At 67.7% G+C, this 17,279-nt stretch carries 17 protein-coding genes; 9 read left to right on the top strand and 8 right to left on the bottom strand.

The window, feature by feature from the left end:
• The first annotated feature begins 176 nt into the window (after positions 1-176).
• From AB0B64_RS17900 to AB0B64_RS17915, 4 genes are read left to right on the top strand one after another with little or no spacing between them, the layout of a single operon-like run.
• Positions 177-1,484 (top strand): enolase C-terminal domain-like protein, encoded by a 1,308-nt coding sequence (locus AB0B64_RS17900; protein ID WP_358178416.1) that lies wholly within the window; start codon positions 177-179, stop codon positions 1,482-1,484.
• A 41-nt stretch (positions 1,485-1,525) separates the two neighbouring features.
• Complete coding sequence (locus tag AB0B64_RS17905) at positions 1,526-2,593, top strand: sugar ABC transporter substrate-binding protein (RefSeq protein WP_358178418.1); 1,068 nt, start codon at positions 1,526-1,528, stop codon at positions 2,591-2,593.
• Positions 2,583-4,088 carry a sugar ABC transporter ATP-binding protein gene (locus AB0B64_RS17910; RefSeq protein ID WP_357950346.1) on the top strand — a complete coding sequence of 502 codons (1,506 nt, stop codon included), beginning with the start codon at positions 2,583-2,585 and terminating at the stop codon, positions 4,086-4,088. Before AB0B64_RS17905 ends, AB0B64_RS17910 begins: the two co-directional genes overlap by 11 nt.
• Entirely contained in the window at positions 4,081-5,103 is a 1,023-nt protein-coding gene (locus AB0B64_RS17915) for an ABC transporter permease (RefSeq protein WP_357950343.1), read from the top strand. Before AB0B64_RS17910 ends, AB0B64_RS17915 begins: the two co-directional genes overlap by 8 nt.
• A 5-nt stretch (positions 5,104-5,108) precedes the next feature.
• On the opposite strand, the gene cimA is transcribed toward AB0B64_RS17915, so the two are convergent.
• The 3 genes from cimA to AB0B64_RS17930 form a co-directional block, all read right to left on the bottom strand.
• On the bottom strand, positions 5,109-6,689 hold the full coding sequence (gene cimA / locus AB0B64_RS17920) for a citramalate synthase (protein WP_357950340.1): 1,581 nt from the start codon (positions 6,687-6,689) through the stop codon (positions 5,109-5,111).
• A gap of 179 nt (positions 6,690-6,868) precedes the next feature.
• Positions 6,869-7,519 (bottom strand): thioredoxin domain-containing protein, encoded by a 651-nt coding sequence (locus AB0B64_RS17925; protein WP_357950337.1) that lies wholly within the window; start codon positions 7,517-7,519, stop codon positions 6,869-6,871.
• Between the two features lie 62 nt (positions 7,520-7,581).
• Positions 7,582-8,223: a TetR/AcrR family transcriptional regulator gene (locus AB0B64_RS17930; protein ID WP_357950334.1), complete on the bottom strand. Its 642-nt coding sequence runs from the start codon at positions 8,221-8,223 to the stop codon at positions 7,582-7,584.
• A 211-nt stretch (positions 8,224-8,434) separates the two neighbouring features.
• On the opposite strand from AB0B64_RS17930, the gene AB0B64_RS17935 reads away from it, so the two are divergent.
• Positions 8,435-9,079, top strand: coding sequence for an O-methyltransferase (locus AB0B64_RS17935; RefSeq protein WP_358178420.1), 645 nt, complete (start codon positions 8,435-8,437; stop codon positions 9,077-9,079).
• A 63-nt stretch (positions 9,080-9,142) separates the two neighbouring features.
• On the opposite strand, the gene AB0B64_RS17940 is transcribed toward AB0B64_RS17935, so the two are convergent.
• Positions 9,143-9,928, bottom strand: coding sequence for an erythromycin esterase family protein (locus AB0B64_RS17940; RefSeq protein WP_358178422.1), 786 nt, complete (start codon positions 9,926-9,928; stop codon positions 9,143-9,145).
• A 153-nt stretch (positions 9,929-10,081) separates the two neighbouring features.
• On the opposite strand from AB0B64_RS17940, the gene soxR reads away from it, so the two are divergent.
• Entirely contained in the window at positions 10,082-10,531 is a 450-nt protein-coding gene (gene soxR / locus AB0B64_RS17945) for a redox-sensitive transcriptional activator SoxR (RefSeq protein ID WP_357950325.1), read from the top strand.
• 109 nt (positions 10,532-10,640) lie between these two features.
• Here the strand turns inward: soxR and AB0B64_RS17950 are convergent, their stop codons facing one another.
• Positions 10,641-11,204 carry a PadR family transcriptional regulator gene (locus AB0B64_RS17950; protein WP_357950322.1) on the bottom strand — a complete coding sequence of 188 codons (564 nt, stop codon included), beginning with the start codon at positions 11,202-11,204 and terminating at the stop codon, positions 10,641-10,643.
• A gap of 144 nt (positions 11,205-11,348) precedes the next feature.
• Here AB0B64_RS17950 and AB0B64_RS17955 point away from each other — a divergent pair, with 144 nt between their 5' ends.
• Positions 11,349-11,741: a nuclear transport factor 2 family protein gene (locus AB0B64_RS17955; RefSeq protein WP_357950319.1), complete on the top strand. Its 393-nt coding sequence runs from the start codon at positions 11,349-11,351 to the stop codon at positions 11,739-11,741.
• A 294-nt stretch (positions 11,742-12,035) separates the two neighbouring features.
• Here AB0B64_RS17955 and AB0B64_RS17960 read toward each other — a convergent pair whose 3' ends face one another.
• A complete protein-coding gene (locus AB0B64_RS17960) occupies positions 12,036-13,277 on the bottom strand; it encodes a helix-turn-helix domain-containing protein (RefSeq protein ID WP_358178424.1) in 1,242 nt (413 codons plus the stop codon).
• 197 nt (positions 13,278-13,474) lie between these two features.
• On the opposite strand from AB0B64_RS17960, the gene AB0B64_RS17965 reads away from it, so the two are divergent.
• Complete coding sequence (locus AB0B64_RS17965; protein ID WP_358178426.1) at positions 13,475-14,689, top strand: FAD-dependent monooxygenase; 1,215 nt, start codon at positions 13,475-13,477, stop codon at positions 14,687-14,689.
• Here the strand turns inward: AB0B64_RS17965 and AB0B64_RS17970 are convergent.
• Positions 14,670-15,035, bottom strand: a complete 366-nt coding sequence (locus AB0B64_RS17970; RefSeq protein ID WP_358178428.1) for a VOC family protein — start codon at positions 15,033-15,035, stop codon at positions 14,670-14,672. The genes AB0B64_RS17965 and AB0B64_RS17970 overlap by 20 nt on opposite strands.
• A gap of 141 nt (positions 15,036-15,176) precedes the next feature.
• Between AB0B64_RS17970 and AB0B64_RS17975 the strand changes: the two genes are divergently transcribed.
• On the top strand, positions 15,177-15,644 hold the full coding sequence (locus AB0B64_RS17975; protein WP_358178430.1) for a cupin domain-containing protein: 468 nt from the start codon (positions 15,177-15,179) through the stop codon (positions 15,642-15,644).
• A 98-nt stretch (positions 15,645-15,742) separates the two neighbouring features.
• Here the strand turns inward: AB0B64_RS17975 and AB0B64_RS17980 are convergent, their stop codons facing one another.
• Complete coding sequence (locus tag AB0B64_RS17980) at positions 15,743-16,996, bottom strand: ATP-binding protein (RefSeq protein ID WP_358178432.1); 1,254 nt, start codon at positions 16,994-16,996, stop codon at positions 15,743-15,745.
• Positions 16,997-17,279: the final 283 nt, after the last annotated feature.

Consider the following 17,279-nt stretch of genomic DNA (forward strand, 5'->3'; position numbering starts at 1 on the left):
GGAAACATAACAGACATCCCATGTCTAAGCGAGAACCAGATCTGGCGATGAACAGACATGGGCTGTCTAAGGTCCTTTTCGGCTACCTCTAGACAGGAAGCAAGGGCCGGGATTACAAAGACATCCCATGTCAAAAATTTGACTTGCTGGGAAACATCCCATGGAGGTACCTCATCGTGCCCGAGCTGATCACTGCGGTCGAGGCCCACGACATCCGGTTCCCGACTTCACGGCACCTCGATGGGTCCGACGCCATGAACCCCGAGCCCGACTACTCGGCCGCCTACGTGATCGTGCGGACCGGCGACGGGCAGGAAGGCCACGGGCTCGCCTTCACCGTCGGGCGCGGCAACGAGATCGCCGTCGCCGCGGTGGAGTCGCTGGCACCGCTGGTCACCGGGCGGCCGGTGGCCGAGGTGCTCGGCGACCTCGGCGGGATGTCCCGCCTGCTCACCGGCGACAGCCAGCTGCGCTGGCTCGGCCCGGAGAAGGGCGTCACCCACATGGCGGCGGGAGCCGTGCTCAACTCGCTGTGGGACCTTCGTGCGCGCAGGGCGGGCAAGCCGTTGTGGCGGCTGCTGTCGGAGCTGTCGCCGGAGGAGATCGTCGACGTCGTTGACTTCCGCTACCTGGAGGACGCCCTCACCCGGGAGGAGGCGCTGGCCATCCTGCGCCGCGCCGAGCCGGGCCGCGCCGAGCGCCACGCCCGTCTGCTAGCCGAGGGCTACCCCGCCTACACCACCACCCCCGGCTGGCTCGGCTACACCGACGACAAGCTGGTCCGGCTGGCCAAGGAAGCGGTCGCTGACGGTTTTCGCCAGATCAAGCTGAAGGTCGGTGCCGACCAAGCCGAGGACGTCCGGCGCGTACGGCTGGCCCGGGAGGCGGTCGGACCCGATGTGCGCATCGCCGTGGACGCCAACCAGGCGTGGAACGTCGGCCAGGCGATCGAGTGGCTGGCCCCGCTGGCGCGGTACGACCTGTACTGGATCGAGGAGCCCACCTCGCCCGACGACGTGCTCGGCCACGCCGCCATCCGCAAGCGGGTGGCGCCCATCAAGGTCGCCACCGGCGAACACACGCACAACCGGGTGATGTTCAAACAGTTCCTGCAGGCGGACGCGATCGACATCCTGCAGCTCGACGCGGCCAGGGTCGCCGGGGTCAACGAGAACATCGCCATCCTGCTGCTGGCCGCCAAGTTCGGGGTCCCGGTGTGCCCGCACGCGGGCGGCGTCGGACTGTGCGAGATGGTCCAGCACCTGTCGATGTTCGACTACGTGGCCGTCAGCGGCACCGCCGAGGACCGCGTCATCGAGTACATCGACCATCTGCACGAGCACTTCACCGACCCGGTCGTGATCCGGGAAGGCCGATACCTCGCCCCTGAACGGCCGGGCGGGGGCGCCGAGATGCGTCCGGAATCCCGCGCCGAGTACGCCTACCCGCACGGTCCCCAGTGGACAGCCGACCTCCGGCTGTGACCCAGAACAGCGACCCGGAACAGCGCAGGAAAGGAACAGGCATGAAACGAGGACTCGCCCTGGGGGCGGCCGTCGCCCTGTCGGCCGGACTGGCCGCGGCCTGCGGGGGTGGCGCGGGCAGCGGCACGACCGCCTCAGGAGGCGGCAAGCCAGTCGTCGGGGTGGACTACCCCCGCTCCGACACCGACTTCTGGAACTCCTTCATCAAGTACGTCCCCAAGTTCGGCGCCGAGAACGGCCTGGAGCTGAAGACCTCCAACTCGCAGAACGACATCTCCAAGCTCACCGCCAACGTGCAGAGTCTCATCAGCCAGGGCGTCAAGGGCATCGTGCTGGCGCCGCAGGACACCGCTGCCGTGGCCGCCACCCTCCAGCAGCTCAACGCCAAGAAGATCCCCGTCGTCATGGTCGACACCCGTCCCGAGCAGGGCCAGGCCTTCATGGTGGTGCGTGCCGACAACCGGGCGTACGGCGAGAAGGCGTGCAAGTTCCTCGGCGAGAAGCTGGGCGGCAAGGGCAAGGTCGTGATGCTCCAGGGCGACCTGGCCTCCATCAACGGCCGTGACCGCACCGAGGCGTTCAACGACTGCATGAAGGCGAGTTACCCCGGCATCACGGTGTTCGGCGAGGCGGCCAACTGGGACGGCGCGATCGCCTCGCAGAAGCTCCAGACGCGGCTCACCGCCAATCCGGACATCAAGGGCGTCTATATGCAATCGAGCTTCGCCCTGTCCGGCACCCTCCAAGTGCTCCAGCAGCGCGGCCTGCTGGTCCCCCCGGACAACCCCAAGCACGTCTTCGTCGTCTCCAATGACGGCATCCCCCAGGAGCTGAAGGAGATCGCCGCCGGCAACATCGACGCCACCGTCTCCCAGCCGGCCGACCAGTACGCCAAGTACGCGCTGCAGTACGCCAAGGCCGCCATCGACGGCAAGACGTTCAAGCCCGGCGCGACCGATCACGACAGCACCATCATCCAGGTGCGCCCTGGCCTGCTGGAGGACCAGCTCTCCGCGCCGCTGGTCACAGCCGACGGCGGCACCTACGGGGGCGTCACGAGCGTCAAGCCGGGCGAATCCTCGCTCTGGGGCAACAATCTTGGCGGCTGACCAGGCGCCCACGCCTCTGGCCGAGGCGGTGGACGTCACCAAGAGATACGGCGAGACCGTCGCGCTGGACCGCGCCGGAATCCGGATCATGCCCGGCCAGACCCACGCTCTGGTCGGCCGCAACGGGGCAGGCAAGTCCACCCTGGTCTCGATACTCACCGGGCTCCAGGCACCCGACGAGGGCGAGGTGCGGTTCGACGGCGAACCCGCCCCGCGCCTCGCCGACCGTGACGCCTGGCGGCAGCGGGTGGCCTGCGTCTACCAGAAGTCCACGATCATCCCCCAGCTCACCGTGGCCGAGAACCTCTACCTCAACCGCCACGCCGCCTTCGTCAACTGGCCGGACCTGCGCCGCAAGGCCGCCGCCCTGCTGGAGACGTGGTCGGTGGACGTGGACGTACGGCTGCCCGCCGGAGAACTGGACGTCGAACAGCGGCAGTTCGTGGAGATCGCCCGTGCGCTGTCCTTCGGTGCCCGGTTCATCATCCTCGACGAGCCGACCGCCCAGCTCGACGCCGCCGCCATCGCCCGCCTGTTCACCCGTATCCGCACCCTGCAGGAGCAGGGAGTGACCTTCCTGTTCATCAGCCACCACCTGCAGGAGATCTACGAGATCTGCGACACGGTCACGGTCTTCCGCGACGCCCGGCACATCCTGACCACCACGGTGGCCGGCCTGCCGCACGCCGAGCTGGTGGCGGCCCTGGCGGGAGAGGCCGCCGGCCTGGCCGGCACCTCCTCCCGGACGGCCGTGCCCGCCGGCGCCGATGTGGTGCTCGGCGTGCGCGGCCTGTCGTACGGCGACGCGTACAGAGAGGTCGGCTTCCAGATCCAGGCCGGCGAGATCGTCGGCCTGGCGGGGGCGGCCGGCAGCGGCCGGACCGAGCTGGCCGAGACCATCGCCGGGTTGCGCGCGGCCGATTCAGGCACGATCGAGGTCGCCGGGCGGGTCCCTCGTCCCGGCAGCGTGCCTGACGCGCTCGCCGCGGGCGTCGGCTTCGTCCCCCGCGACCGGCACCATCAGGGATTCGTCCCGATGATGTCGATCGCCAACAACGCCACCATGACGGTCCCCGAACGGCTCGGCGAGGCCGGCCTGATCAGCGGCAGGCGGCGCGACCGGCTGGCCGGCACCCTGATCGCCAACCTGGCGATCAAGACGCCCGGTCCCGGCCTGCCCGTGATGGGCCTGTCCGGCGGCAACCAGCAGAAGGTCGTCATGGCCAGGGCGCTGGCCTCCGATCCCCGGTTGCTCGTACTGATCACCCCCACCGCCGGGGTGGACGTGAAGTCCAAGGAGTTCCTGCTGGGCAAGGTCGAGGAGACGGCCGCCGAGGGGACCGGCGTGCTGATCGCCTCCGACGAACTCGACGACCTGCGGCTCTGCGACCGGCTGCTGGTGATGTTCCAGGGTCGCATCGTCGCGGAGATGGCCGCCGGGTGGCACGACCACGACGTGGTGGCGGCCATGGAAGGAGTCCGGCTCGATGCCTGAGAAAACCCTCACGCCCGTCACCGGGAGCGCCCCTCAGGAGCGGGCACGGCCACAGGTGCGGCTCGCCCGGCTGCGCGACTTCGCGCTGATCCCGGCGATCATCGTGATCGCCGTCGTCGGTCAGATCGTCAACCCGATCTTCCTGCAGGGCGACAACCTGATCAACATCCTGCAGACCATGTCGGAGATCTCTCTCCTGGTGCTGGCCCAGACCATCGTGCTGGTCGCCGGCAAGATGGACCTGTCGCTAGAGTCGACGTTCGGCCTTGCGCCGGGCGTGGCCGCCTGGCTGACCGTCGCCGCCGGCTCGGGCGCCGGGCTCGGCCTGGTGCCTGGCGCCTGGTCGATTCCGATCACCCTGGCCGTCGGGGTGCTGATCGGTATGGTCAACGCCCTGTTGATCGTACGGTTCGGGCTCCACGGCTTCATCGTCACCCTCGGCATGCTGATCGTGCTGCGCGGCCTGCTCACGGGCATCTCCGGCGGCCAGACCTTCTTCAACCTGCCGTCGTCGATGCTCTACCTCGGTTCGGCCATGTGGCTGGGGGTGCCCGCCTCGATCTGGCTGTGCCTGCTGCTGTTCGCCGCCGGCATCGTGCTGCTCGGCTTCACCAAGTACGGCCGTGCCCTGTATGCCATCGGCGGCAACGTGGACGCGGCCAAGGCGGCCGGCATCCGTACCGACCGGGTGCTGTGGACCGCCTTGGTGGGCGCCAGCCTGCTCGCCGCGCTCGGCGGCCTGCTGATGTCGGGTCACCTCGCCTCGGTGGCCGCTGCTCAGGGCGATGGCGCCATCTTCACCGTGTTCGCCGCGGCCGTGATCGGCGGTGTCGGCCTCAACGGCGGCAAAGGCACGATGTTCGGGGCGTTCACCGGCATCCTCCTCCTCTACATGATCCAGAACGTCCTCACCCTGGCCGGCGTGCCCGCCCAGTGGATCCAGGCCCTCAACGGCGCCATCATCATCATCGCCCTGGTCCTGTCCCGGCTCACCGGAGGCAAGGTCCAGGAGTAGGCGCCTTACGAGCCGGCTTCGTGGCCCGCGCGGAGCAGGCCGTACGTCACCGCCTGCTCCAGCGCCTGCCAGGAGGCGTCGATGATGTTCTCGGCGACGCCGACCGTGGACCACTCGGCCGTGTCGTCGCTGGAGGTGATGAGCACGCGGGTTATGGCGTCGGAGCCGTGGGTGCCCTCGAGTATGCGCACCTTGAAGTCGATGAGCTCCAGCCTGGCCAGCTCGGGGTAGAGCTTCTCCAGCGCCAGGCGTACCGCCCGGTCGAGCGCGTTGACCGGGCCATTGCCCTCGCCGGTGGCGACGATGCGCTCGCCCTTGGCGTGCAGCTTGACCGTGGCCTCGCTGACCAGTTCGCCACCCTTGGTGCGCTCGACGATCACCCGCCACGACTCGACCTCGAAGTGGCGCTTGCGCTGTCCGTGGACGGTGTCGCGCAGCAGCAGCTCGAAGGAGGCGTCGGCGGCCTCGAAGGTGAAGCCCCTGGACTCCATGTCCTTCACCCGCTCGACCAGCGCCTTGGTGGCCTCGGGGGTGAGTTCGTAGCCCAGCTCGCGGCCCTTGAGCTCGACCGAGGCGCGGCCGGCCATGTCGGAGACCAGCATGCGCATGTCGTTGCCGACCTGGGCGGGGTCGATGTGCTGGTAGAGGTTCGGGTCGACCTTGATGGCGCTGGCGTGCAGCCCTGCCTTGTGCGCGAACGCCGACATGCCGACATAGGGCGCGTGGGAGTTGGGCGTGACGTTGGTGACCTCGGTGATCGCGTGGGCGATGCGCGTCATGTCGGCGAGCGACTCCTGCGGCACCAGGTCGAAGCCCCGCTTGAGCTGGAGGTTCGCGACCACGGTGAACAGGTTGGCGTTGCCGGACCGCTCGCCGTAGCCGTTGGCGCAGCCCTGCACGTGCGTGGCGCCGGCCTTGACGGCGGCGAGCGTGTTGGCGACCGCGCAGCCGGTGTCGTCGTGGCAGTGGATGCCGACACGGGCGCTGGTCTGGACGGCGGCGTGGACGATGTCCGCCAGCTCGTCGGGAAGCATGCCGCCGTTGGTGTCGCACAGAGCGATGACGTCGGCCCCCGCCTCGGCCGCCGTGCGCAGGACCTCGAGCGCGTAGGCTGGGTTGGACTTGTAGCCGTCGAAGAAGTGCTCGGCATCGAGGAAGACTCGCTGTCCCCCCGCACGAAGGTGGGAGACCGTATCGCGGATCATCGCGAGGTTCTCCTGGAGAGTCGTGCGGAGGGCCAGCTCCACGTGCCGGTCGTGGCTCTTGGCGACAAGGGTCACGACCGGCGCGCCGGATTCGCGCAAGGCGGCCACCAACGGGTCGTCGGCTGCCTTCACACCTGCTCGGCGGGTCGCACCGAACGCGGCGAGCTGCGCGTGCTTCAGGTCGAGCTCTGTTTGAGCGCGCCTGAAGAACTCTGTGTCCTTGGGGTTGGCGCCGGGCCAGCCCCCTTCGATGAAGCCGACACCCAGGCCGTCCAGCTGCCGCGCGACGGCGAGTTTGTCGGCGACGGTGAGGGTGAGGCCCTCCTGCTGGGCGCCATCACGCAGCGTCGTGTCATAGACGTGAAAGCGGTCGTCGGCCATGGTGTCGTCTCCCTGGAAAACAAAAAGACCCCTCACGGACGTGAGAGGTCTGCGCGCTGGCGGTGTCCCTTTGTCAGCCAGCGCGCCTGCTGATAATGAGCAGACCGTAGAACATGGTGCTTGTGAGTCTGCCACACCTATCCACTGGTCGGCACATCGATCTCAATCCTTGGGACGTGTCAGACGGTGATGCCTGTTCCGCCGGTGATGGCCCGCTCCAGGGTGACCGGGTCGAACGCCTCGTTGCCCAGCACCTCGCCGTCGAGGAGCAGGGTCGGCGTCCCGTCGATCCCCGCCTTCGCGCTCTCCTGCAGGTGCGCGTCGGCGTACGACTGCGAGATCACGCACTGGTCGACGTCCGCGCCGACCTTCCTGGCCGCCTTGGCCAGCTCCTGTACGTCGAAGCCCGAGGCCAGTCCGTGTGGCGAGGGCTGCATGGCGTACAGCTCCTCCCTGAACGCCAGCCAGCTCTCCTCGGGCACGCAGCGGGCAGCTGCGGCGGCGCGGACGGAGTTGGAGCGCATGGGCTCGTCCTCGAAGACCGTCACCGGATGGAAGACGACCTTGACCTTGCCCTCCTTGGCCAGCCGCTCGATCGTCGCGTTGACCCTGGTGTGCAGTTCCTTGCAGACGGGACAGTCGAAGTCCTCGTAGAGGTCGAGCACAGGGGCGTCGCCGCCCCTGTCCGCGAGCACCATGGAACCGTCGGGTTGCCGGGTGAGTCGCACTCCCTGCGCCGCCGACGTGCCGGGCTCGGAGAACGCCACGACAGTCAGCAGCACGACGAGCGCCACGCCCACGGCCACGACAGCCGTCACCCTTTTGTTCATTTTGCCCGCCCTTAGCTCATTGATCGCCGAGACCTTACCCGAAGAGCAAGGGCGGGCGTCTGTCAGCCTCCAGCCGCGCCGTTGTGGTGTCCGTTGCCGTTGCCGTTGCCGTTGTGGTGTCCGTTGCCGTTCCCGTACGCGCGCATGAACGTCCGGACCCCGGCGGCGATGGAGGCGTCGAGCTCGTCGTCTCGCATCGACGCGTCGCCGATGGTCCAGCCGACCTGGGCGTCATACGTGATCAACGCCAGGAAGTCGCGCGCCGCCTGATCGGGGTCGGCCAGGGAGAGCTTCCCGGCCAGCGCCAGCCTGGCGAACCTGGCGGCCAGGGACCCCGCGAGCTGGCCCTGACCACGCTGCCGCCACTGCCTGGCGATGTCGGGACGCCGAGATCCCTCTGCCTGGACGAGTGTGCGCAAGGCGCGCGCCCGCTCGTCCATGAGACATTCACGCATGAGAGCACCGGCGAACGCCGTCAGCTCCACCATGAGGTTCGCCGGTCGATCGGGAAAAGTCTCGATCATGGCGAATTGCTGGGCATTGACCCGATCGAAGTTCTCGTCGATCAGGGACTCGAACAAGCGCTGCTTGTCGCCCAGATGGTTGTAGATGGTCTGTTTGGATACCGCCGCTTCAGCGGCGATGGTTTCGATGCTCGCGCCCGAGTAACCGTCGCGCACGAACACCCTCATTGCAGCGGTCATGATCGCTTCTCGTTTGGCGATACGCCCGCGCGGAGCAGCCTTCCCGGTCGCCCCTAGGCCCCTCGCCGAGGTCGCCGTTTCACCCACCCCGTAAGAGTACCCGTTTGACATATCGGACGTTTTATGTCTTTAGATATCGGGGATTATGACTTTCCACATTGTGCCCGGCTAGTGGCCGGAGCTGCTCCCATGCCCATTAAGAATAGAAATCATGAAAGCTGAATTTCTCGACCCCGCCGTCGCCCAGTACATCCTCGACCGTTCCACCCCGCCCGACCACCTGCTGGAGGAGCTCGCCGCCGAGACGATCGCGGCGACAGGCGACAGCGCGGGCATGCAGATCACGCCCGATCAGGGCACGTTCCTCACGATGATCACCCAGCTCACCCGGCCGGAGGTGGCGGTCGAGGTGGGCACGTTCACCGGCTACTCGTCGCTCTGCATCGCCAGGGGCCTGTCCGGCGGCACCCTGCACTGCTTCGACGTCAGCGACGAGTGGACGTCCATCGCCCGCCGCTACTGGGAGAAGGCCGGCGTGACCGACCGCGTCACCCTGACCCTGGGCCCGGCGCGCGAGACGCTCGCCGCCTTCCAGAGGCCCATCGACCTGGCCTTTCTCGACGCCGACAAGCCCAATTACCCGGCGTACTACGAGCTGCTGATCGACCGGCTGCGGCCGGGCGGCCTGCTCATGGTGGACAACACACTGTGGAGCGGCCGGGTGGCCGACCCGGCCGTCACGGATGAGCGAACCGCGCAGATGCGTGAGTTCAACGACCTCGTGCGGGAGGATCCCCGGGTCACCGTGGTCGTCCTGCCGATCGCCGACGGGCTCACCATGGTGCGCCGCCACTAGACCCCGTCAGACTACGCTTCAGCCGCCTGCCGCCCGGCGACCCGCGGCTCGCAGACCAGCCGCCTACAGCTCGCGGACGGGCGTCACCCGCTCATGGTGGACGACTGCGTCGAACCATCCGCCGAACGAGCCTCCGGACAGGTGGTAGGCGGCGTCGTCCGCCGGGTCGTAGCGGGGCCCGATGAGCCGCGTCCTGGCCGGCGCGTCGAGCCAGGCCCGTACGGCGGCCGGGGCTTCGACGCGCAGGTCCAGCAGGAAGTCGTCGAGATCGGCGGCGCTCAGGGCCGTCTCGGCGAAGTCCGGAGGCGGGGCGGGCACCTCGAACGGCAATGTGCCGTGTCCGAAGGTCAGCCCGATCGACAGGTAGCCGGTTCCGAAGCGCTCGCGCAGATGCCCGCCCACGTTGCCGGGGCTCATGCTGGTGTGCGCGAGGCCGCCCCAATAGACGATCTTGTCTCCGGTGCGCTCGTGCCACCAGATCGTGTCCTCGGCCATCCTTTGCTCGATGGCCTTCATACCGACGGCCGGCCCGGCTTGGGGCCGCACGCCGGCGAACCGTACCGGATCATCAGGATGGTCCTCGTTGTAGGCCCGCATCCAGTGGACCAGGTCGAGGATCTCCCCGGTCCGCCAGAAGGCCCGCGCACCGGCCAGCGACGCGCGCGGGTCGCCTTTCCCCGTACGGACGTAATCGTCGAGCCCGACGCGGGCCGGGTCGTCCCCCTCCAGCGCGAGCGAGCGGAACCCCAGCTCCTCGACCAGGAACCGCACCATCCGATGCGCGGAGACCGACAGCTCATGGGCCTGACGGGTCGAAGCGCCGAGGGCGACGACCGTGGCATCACGCACGATGTCTCGCAATGGCCGTAGATCAGGGAGCGGGTCCCGTGGATCGAGCGGGTGGGCGTGACGGTTGATCCAGACCGCCGTCGCATCGGCAATATCAGTCATGAGAGCAGGCTCGTACTTAAACCAATGTTTAAGTCAAGCTAGGCTCGGGGCATGCCCGAAGCGATCGCCAAGGAACTGACCATCGGTGAGCTGTCCGAGCGCAGCGGCGTACCCGCGTCCGCGCTGCGCTTCTACGAACGGCAGGGGCTCATCGACAGCCGCCGGACCACCGGCAACCAGCGTCGCTATCACCGCACCACGCTGCGGCGGGTGGCGTTCATCCGCGCGTCCCAGAGCGTAGGCATACCGCTGTCGGTGATCGGGAGCGTGCTGGCCTTCCTGCCGGAGGGCGTCCCGCCGACGCGGGAGTTCTGGGTCAGGGCGTCGGAGTGCTGGAGCGAGGAGATCAACGCCCGGATCGAGCGGATGGAACGGATGCGGGACCGGTTCACGGAGTGCATCGGGTGCGGGTGCCTGTCGTTCGAGCAGTGCGTACTGGTCAATCCGGGCGACACGCTCGCCCAGCAGGGCCCGGGCCCGCGCCGCCTGCTGGAGCCTTGATCAAGCCCCTGATGGGAGGCCAAGCTCGGCCGACCAGCCGGGCCAAGCTGAACAGATGCCTCAATTCCCCCACGGACGCACCTAATCCACGGGGCCGCGTTCGGGGGCTTCAGGTGGTGGCGGTCGAGCGCCGCTTCAGTACGGCCAGGGCCCACTCGCCCCACTGGTGGTTCTCGCGTTCGAAGGCCAAGCCGCGCATCAGGGTCAGGTAGGGGCCGATGTGGTCGGTTTGAGCCAGGTACTCCTCCTCGCTGCGGCCGTTCAGCAACCGGGCGCGTAGCCGTTCGTATCGAGCGATCTTGGCTTGAGCCCAGACCATGCGTTCCTCCACAGCGGCGCGCACGGCCTCGGAGTCGCCGGCGTCCACGGCCTGAACCTTCACCATCAACTCGTCGCGGATCGCGCCCGGACGCGGCGGTGCGGCGGTGAAATCACGCAGCGCTTGGCGTCCGACTTCGGTCAGGGAGAACAGCCGCTTGTTGGGGCGGCGTTCCTGCTCGACGACGCGCGCCTGGACCAGGCCCTCGGCCCGCATCCTGTCCAGCTCCCGGTACAGCTGCTGGGGCGTGGCCATCCAGAAGTTGGCCACCGACGCGTCGAACCCCTTGGCCAGGTCGTATCCGGACGCTTCGCCCTCCAGGAGCGCGGCCATCACCGCGTGGCGCAACGACATCTGCCAACGATATCGCCGGGTTGATTAACCGTCCCATTTCCTAGTCAACGATGTGACTATCGACACTCGCCCATCCCCTGGACGGCACACCACGTCGGAGTTACTGTCAACGGCGTATAGTCAACAAATTGAGTAGGGGTAGGCGTGCATCCGTTCCGTAAGGCCGTCGAGGCCCACGACATGGCGGCGATCGAGGCGCTACTCGCCGAGAACGTCGTGTTCACCAGCCCGGTCGCGTACCAGCCCTATCCGGGCAGGGCGCTCACGGCGGCGATCATCCGTGGCGTCTCGAGGGTGTTCGAGGACTTCCACTACGTCCGCGAGATCGCCAACGCGGACGGCCGTGACCTCGCGTTGGAGTTCAAGGCGAAGGTGAACGGCAAGCAGGTCCACGGCTGCGACTTCCTGCACATGGACGACAACGGCCTCATCGACGACTTGACGGTCATGGTGCGGCCGCTGTCAGGAGCCAACGCGCTGGCCGAGGCGATGGGCGCGCAGTTCGAGCAGATCAAGCAAGAGGCGTTGGGCGCGTGACCGGCTTCGATGCGACCGTCATCACGGAGCAGGCGACACGGGACTGACCGCACGTCACACAGCCGGCCCATCGACACCGGACGCTCCCGGAACTTTCCCTTGACGCGGGCCGCTCCGGCGTTGAGCACAGCCGCGTCGACACCTGAGACGTGGCGGGAGATCTGCGCCACGGCACGCATCGCCCGCTGAGCCCGCTTCGCCTCAATCCTGGGAGTAGGGCGGATGTGACGGTAAGTGCTGATGGACTGTTGTGCAAGCCTACGCTGCTCTGTTGGTGCTCCTCCTCGTGACGGCCTACGTGGCGGGTTCCCGTGGCTGGTTCTCGCCGCCGGTTCGAGCCAGTGATTCGGCGGCGTGGCGCCAGATCTCCGCGGCAAGGTCGAAGTTGGCGCGCTCCTGCGCCTGCTCGGCCAGCGCTCGAAGGCCCCGCATGCCTTCGTCCTGCTTCCCGTCCAGCAGCAGGAGCTGGTTGCGCAGTACGTCCAAGCGGATCTGCTCCTGGTAGGCCAGGTGGTCGTGCGCGTCGGCGAGCTGGTCGAGCAGGGCGCGGGCTTCGTCGGTGTGCCCGGTGTGGAAGGCCAGTCGGGCGCGTAGCGCGAGTAGTTCCTGCTCGACCGTGGGCGTGCCGGCGAACGGCAGGCACGCCTCGACCTCCTCGATACGGCGCCGCGCGGGCTCGGTCTCGGGCGGGGTGAAATTGAGGTGGAGGCGGGCCGCGACGATGCGCAGCCGTACCCACATGGCCGGGTCGAGGCGGCCTTGGAGTTGCTCCAGTGCGTCATTGACCAGCTTCAGCGCGACCTGGGGCTCGCCCTGTCGGAGCCGGACGCCGGCCACGGTCCACGCAGCCTCCGCCAGGAGCCTGCCGGCGGGCAAGCCCGCGACCAGGGTGAGCAGTTCGTCGGCGTGCTGTCGAGCCTCGGCCATCCGGCCCGCCTCGGCCAGCGAGGACACCAGCGCCAAGAGGGTGTCGGCCACGATATGCGGTGGCAGGCCCTCGTCGACCGCCAGGCGGTAGGCGCCGATCGCGGCCTCGACCGCGGCCGGCACCTGGCCCGCCCCGCGTTGCGCGCGCGCCAGCCGCGCCCCGGCTCGGGCGCGCAGCTCGGGCAGGTCGAGCTCGTCGGCGAGCGCCACCAGCTCGTCCAGGCAGGTGCGCTCCTCGGTGGGCTCATTGGTGAGACGTCGCCATTCGGCGACTTGCCAGAGCGCTTGCCAACGCAGCAGGTGGTCCTCGCCGCCCGCCGTACGCAGAGCTCGGGCCAGCAGCTCGCCCGCCTCGTCCACGTCGAGTCCGACGGTGGTGGCCAGGCTGCGCGCCAGCGACCAGGCCGGCGGTTCGGCCAGGTCTTGGGGAGCGACGCCCAGCTGGCGGGCCAGGTGGGTCACGGCCTCATCGGTGGGGGGCCGGGCCCCGGACTCCAGGCGGGAGAGGTAGCCGGTGGACATGCCCTCGCCCGCGAGCTCAGCCTGGGTCAGGCCGCGTTCGGTCCTCAGCTGTTTGAGCCGTCGGCCGAAGGCTGGCTGCGTCAACATCTGCCTGTCGTCTCCTTGCCAGGTCGAAGCGCCGGGCCGACCGGCCCTCTGCCGCAGTTCATGTTAGCCACGTGACATACACCTGGCAAATCCTTGCCAAAGCTTCTAGCAGGGTCGAGTAGGCCAGTCAGAGCATGATGGCAACTTAATTGGAAAGCTATTGCCAAGTGTCTGGCAAGGCTGTTACGGTTCTTGGCATGACGAACTCACGGCGACTCGCCAACCGCAACGTCCTGATCTCCGGCGCCAGCGTGGCCGGCCCCGCTCTGGCCTACTGGCTGCGCCGCTACGGATTCACCCCTACCGTGGTCGAACTGGCGCCCGAGGTGCGCGAGGGCGGCTACAAGGTCGACCTGCGCGGCGTGGCCATGCAGGTCGTCGAGCGGATGGGCATGCTGGAGGCCGTACGGCGGGCAAGTACCGCCATCCGCGGCGGCTCGTGGGTTGCCAAGAGCGGCAAGCCACTGGCCAACCTGGGCCCCGACCTCATCGGCATGCGCGCTCCCGGCGACGACGAGGTGATGCGCGGCGACCTCGCCCGGCTCCTCTACGACGCGACACGTGACAGCTGCGAATACCTGTTCGGCGACACCATCACCTCGCTCCGCGAAGGCCCCGACGGAGTCGACGTCACCTTCCGACACGCCCCGCCACGCCGCTTCGACCTCGTCATCGGCGCCGACGGCCTGCACTCGACCGTGCGCCGCCTGGCCTTCGGTCCGGAGGAGCGCTACGTACACCCCCTCGGGATGCACGCGGCCGTCTTCACCGTCCCCAACCACCTCGGACTCGACCACTGGGAACTGCTCTATCCGACGCCCGGCAAGGTGGTGAACGTCTACGCCACCCGGCCCGACACCGCGAAGGCGCAGTTCGTCTTCCCGAGCCCCGCCGTCCTGCCCGACCGCTCCGACAGGGCCGCCCAGCAGCGCGTACTGACCGAGGCGTTCGCCGGCGTCGGTTGGGAGAGTGACACGCTGCTACGAGCGATGCCGCATTCGCCGGACTTCTACTTCACGCCGGTCAGCCAGGTTCGCATGGACGACTGGTCTACCGGCCGGACCGCCCTGGTTGGCGACGCCGCCTACAGCCCGTCCCCGTTGTCCGGGCAGGGCACCAGCCTAGCGCTGGTGGGTGCGTACGTGCTGGCCGGCGAACTGAGCGCGGCGGCAGGCGACCATCGTGCGGCTTATGCCGGATATCGGGAAGCCATGCGCGAGTACGTGGATGTGAACGTGACGCTCGGCGCGAGCAACGCCGCGCAGATGGTCGCGGGCAGCCCGATGCAGATCAAGATGCAGACCACGATGATGCGGCTGGTCAACCGCCTGCCGTGGAAGGACCTGGCGATGCGGCCGATCATGAAGCCGCTCAACGAGGCCGCCAACGCGCTTACGCTCGCGGCGTACTGAGGGTGTGGGCGGGTGCCTGCGCGAGCGACAGGCTGTTGCCGTCCGGGTCGAGGACTTCCACGTGGCGCACACCGTTGCCGTAGGTCTCCACGGGCTCGTGCTGGACGCCGTACGCGGCCAGCCGGGCCAGGATGTCATCGAGGTCGGTCACGCCGAACGTGATCATGGTGCCGCCCACCCGTGCGGCCCGCATGTGCCGGTCGTCGATGACGACCCACGCGTTCTCACCAACCTGCCACAGGAGTTCCTCGCCGATGATCTCGTCCGCCGGCCGCCCGAAGAACACCTCGAACCACTTCTGCGATGTCGCCAGGTCACGTACGCACACGACGCTGTACAAGTCCACCGAAGCCGCCCCTTCCCGTCGTCGTCCAGTCGTTGTTTCGAGAGTGAGACCACTCCCCCATCCGAAACTCATCGGCGACTCCGGTCTCTGCAGCGAGCGTCCTTGAAGGCCGCTCTGGTGCCGTCAGCCGATAATGCTGAGATGATCGATAAGCAGATGCCGGAGCCGCGCCCCATTCTGCGCCGCCCCGAGGACGGCGAGCTGATCGACGTGGCCGGCGTGGCGCACTTCTTCCGGTTGACGGGTGAGCACACGGGCGGCCGATTCGCGTTCGAGGAGTTCACCCTGTCGGGAGGCGTTATGGGGGCCCGCCCGCACGTACACCAAGAGCACGACGAATATTTCTACGTCCTGCGGGGCGACCTGACCCTGCACCAGGGCGACGGGGAGGTGACGGTCGGCCCCGGACACCTGCTCGCCGCGCTGCGCGGAACCCCGCACGGCTTCCGCAACGCCGGCACCGAGCCGGTCCAGGCATTGTGCCTTTACACGCCGGCCGGGTACGAGGGCTACTTCCGCGAGGTGCACGCGGCCGTGGCGGGTGGCGCGGAGGTGACCGACGAGCTCTTGGCGGAGTTCCGGGCCCGCCACCATACGACTTCGTTCTAGCCGCTGCTGGGTACGTACTGCCGTGACGATCGACCAAACCCGCGCGAGATGTTGAGTGCTCGGCGCGGGGCACGGCGGGTGATCGCAGTCCGGAAGTGCTACCTGTCCCAGAGGGCGCTGAGAGGCAATGCCGTCAGCCGGTCTCCGAAGGAGAGCGACCTCACTCCTGTGTAGAAGACGAACCCGTGTACGAAATCTTCGCCGAGACTCTCGCGTAGAGCGACAAGACCCTTGAAATCATCCTGATTCACAGAGTCGGTGGCCTTGGCCTCCACACCGACGATCCGTCCGTTGTTTCGTTCGAGTACGAGGTCCACCTCAGCGCCCTGGCTGACCCTCCAGTGATGGAGTCCGACGCGGAACGGCGCCCACGTGGCCTGCTTGGCGATCTCGTTGACGATGAACGACTCCACAAGGGAACCTCGCACAGGCGAGACCCTGGCAGATAGGCCGTCCGCGTCGACACCGATCAGATGAGCGGCGAGGCCGGTATCGGTGACGTGGAGCTTGGGACGACGAATCGACCGGGCCACCAGATTCCGCGACCACGCCGGAACCTGACGGATCAGGAAGACGGTTTCCAGCAAGCCGATGTAACGGGTGACCGTACTCCGATGGAGTTGGAGATCGTTGCCGACCTTGACCAAGTTCGGCTCTTGCGCCGTACTCGCCGCGGCGAGGTTGAGAAGTTGCCGGAGACTGCTCGGCTCATCGACTCTCGCCATCTCCCTGATGTCCGTGTCGATGACCGACTGGACGTAGGTCCGATACCACCTGTCCCGGGTGAACTCCGATCTCATCGCGACCGCCTCCGGATAGAAACCTCGGCAGATCAGTTCGAAGTAGTCCCTCCGGCTGTAGTCGCTGAGTGACGAAGAGCGCAACGCTCCAGGATCATTGAAGGCCGTCACAAGAAAGGACTCGCCCGTTCCGGCAAGCTCCTCCTGGGCAAAGGGCCAGACCTCAAGGATCCCCGCGCGGCCGGCAAGCGATTCGCTCAACGACGGCGTGGACAGAAACCTCGTGGAACCCGCCAGCACGAACTGCCCCCGCTCAGCCTTCCGATCAACCTCCGCCTTGATCGCCAGGATCAGGTCGTCTCCGCCCCGCTGAATCTCGTCGATCATCATCGGACGCGACCCATCCGCGATGAAGACAGCCGGATCGGCCTGCGCGGCCGATCTCAACGGACCGTCATCCAGAGTGAGGTAGGTTCCCCCTCCCCCCTTGTTGAGTTGGTGAAGCAGGGTGGTCTTGCCTGACTGCCTCGGTCCGTTGACAATCACGATTCTGAAGGCGTCGAGGAACTCCTCGGCATGGCCGGTCACCCGGCGTGAGATCAACTCGGACATGGCAGCCCCTCCCTGCGACGATCGACACCAGCGTAAGGCCCAACCGACATTTGACGGTAAAAAAAACCGACAGACCGCAGACAGCAAACCGACATTTGACAGGGAGAAAAACCGACAGACCACGGGCCATGGCCGACGTCTGAGACGACGGACTTGCCGGCCGGCAGAGCGGCTTAGGGCCTGGTCGAGGTACGAACGGCTGAGCGTAGGCGATCGACGTTGAACCGATGGTGGCGTGATCGCACGGCACCACCATCAGATGCCTCCGCTCTCGGGTTATAGG

The sequence above is a fragment of the Nonomuraea sp. NPDC049129 genome (assembly GCF_040648495.1).
GTDB lineage: Bacteria > Actinomycetota > Actinomycetes > Streptosporangiales > Streptosporangiaceae > Nonomuraea.

Bases quoted from the DNA above. Each gene is read 5' to 3' on its own strand.
- AB0B64_RS17905 (WP_358178418.1), top strand. From the start codon at position 1,526: ATGAAACGAGGACTCGCCCTGGGGGCGGCCGTCGCCCTGTCGGCCGGA.
- AB0B64_RS17915 (WP_357950343.1), top strand. From the start codon at position 4,081: ATGCCTGAGAAAACCCTCACGCCCGTCACCGGGAGCGCCCCTCAGGAG.
- cimA (WP_357950340.1), bottom strand. From the start codon at position 6,689: ATGGCCGACGACCGCTTTCACGTCTATGACACGACGCTGCGTGATGGC.
- AB0B64_RS17925 (WP_357950337.1), bottom strand. From the start codon at position 7,519: ATGAACAAAAGGGTGACGGCTGTCGTGGCCGTGGGCGTGGCGCTCGTC.
- AB0B64_RS17930 (WP_357950334.1), bottom strand. From the start codon at position 8,223: ATGACCGCTGCAATGAGGGTGTTCGTGCGCGACGGTTACTCGGGCGCG.
- AB0B64_RS17935 (WP_358178420.1), top strand. From the start codon at position 8,435: ATGAAAGCTGAATTTCTCGACCCCGCCGTCGCCCAGTACATCCTCGAC.
- soxR (WP_357950325.1), top strand. From the start codon at position 10,082: ATGCCCGAAGCGATCGCCAAGGAACTGACCATCGGTGAGCTGTCCGAG.
- AB0B64_RS17950 (WP_357950322.1), bottom strand. From the start codon at position 11,204: ATGTCGTTGCGCCACGCGGTGATGGCCGCGCTCCTGGAGGGCGAAGCG.
- AB0B64_RS17960 (WP_358178424.1), bottom strand. From the start codon at position 13,277: ATGTTGACGCAGCCAGCCTTCGGCCGACGGCTCAAACAGCTGAGGACC.
- AB0B64_RS17965 (WP_358178426.1), top strand. From the start codon at position 13,475: ATGACGAACTCACGGCGACTCGCCAACCGCAACGTCCTGATCTCCGGC.
- AB0B64_RS17975 (WP_358178430.1), top strand. From the start codon at position 15,177: ATGATCGATAAGCAGATGCCGGAGCCGCGCCCCATTCTGCGCCGCCCC.
- AB0B64_RS17980 (WP_358178432.1), bottom strand. From the start codon at position 16,996: ATGTCCGAGTTGATCTCACGCCGGGTGACCGGCCATGCCGAGGAGTTC.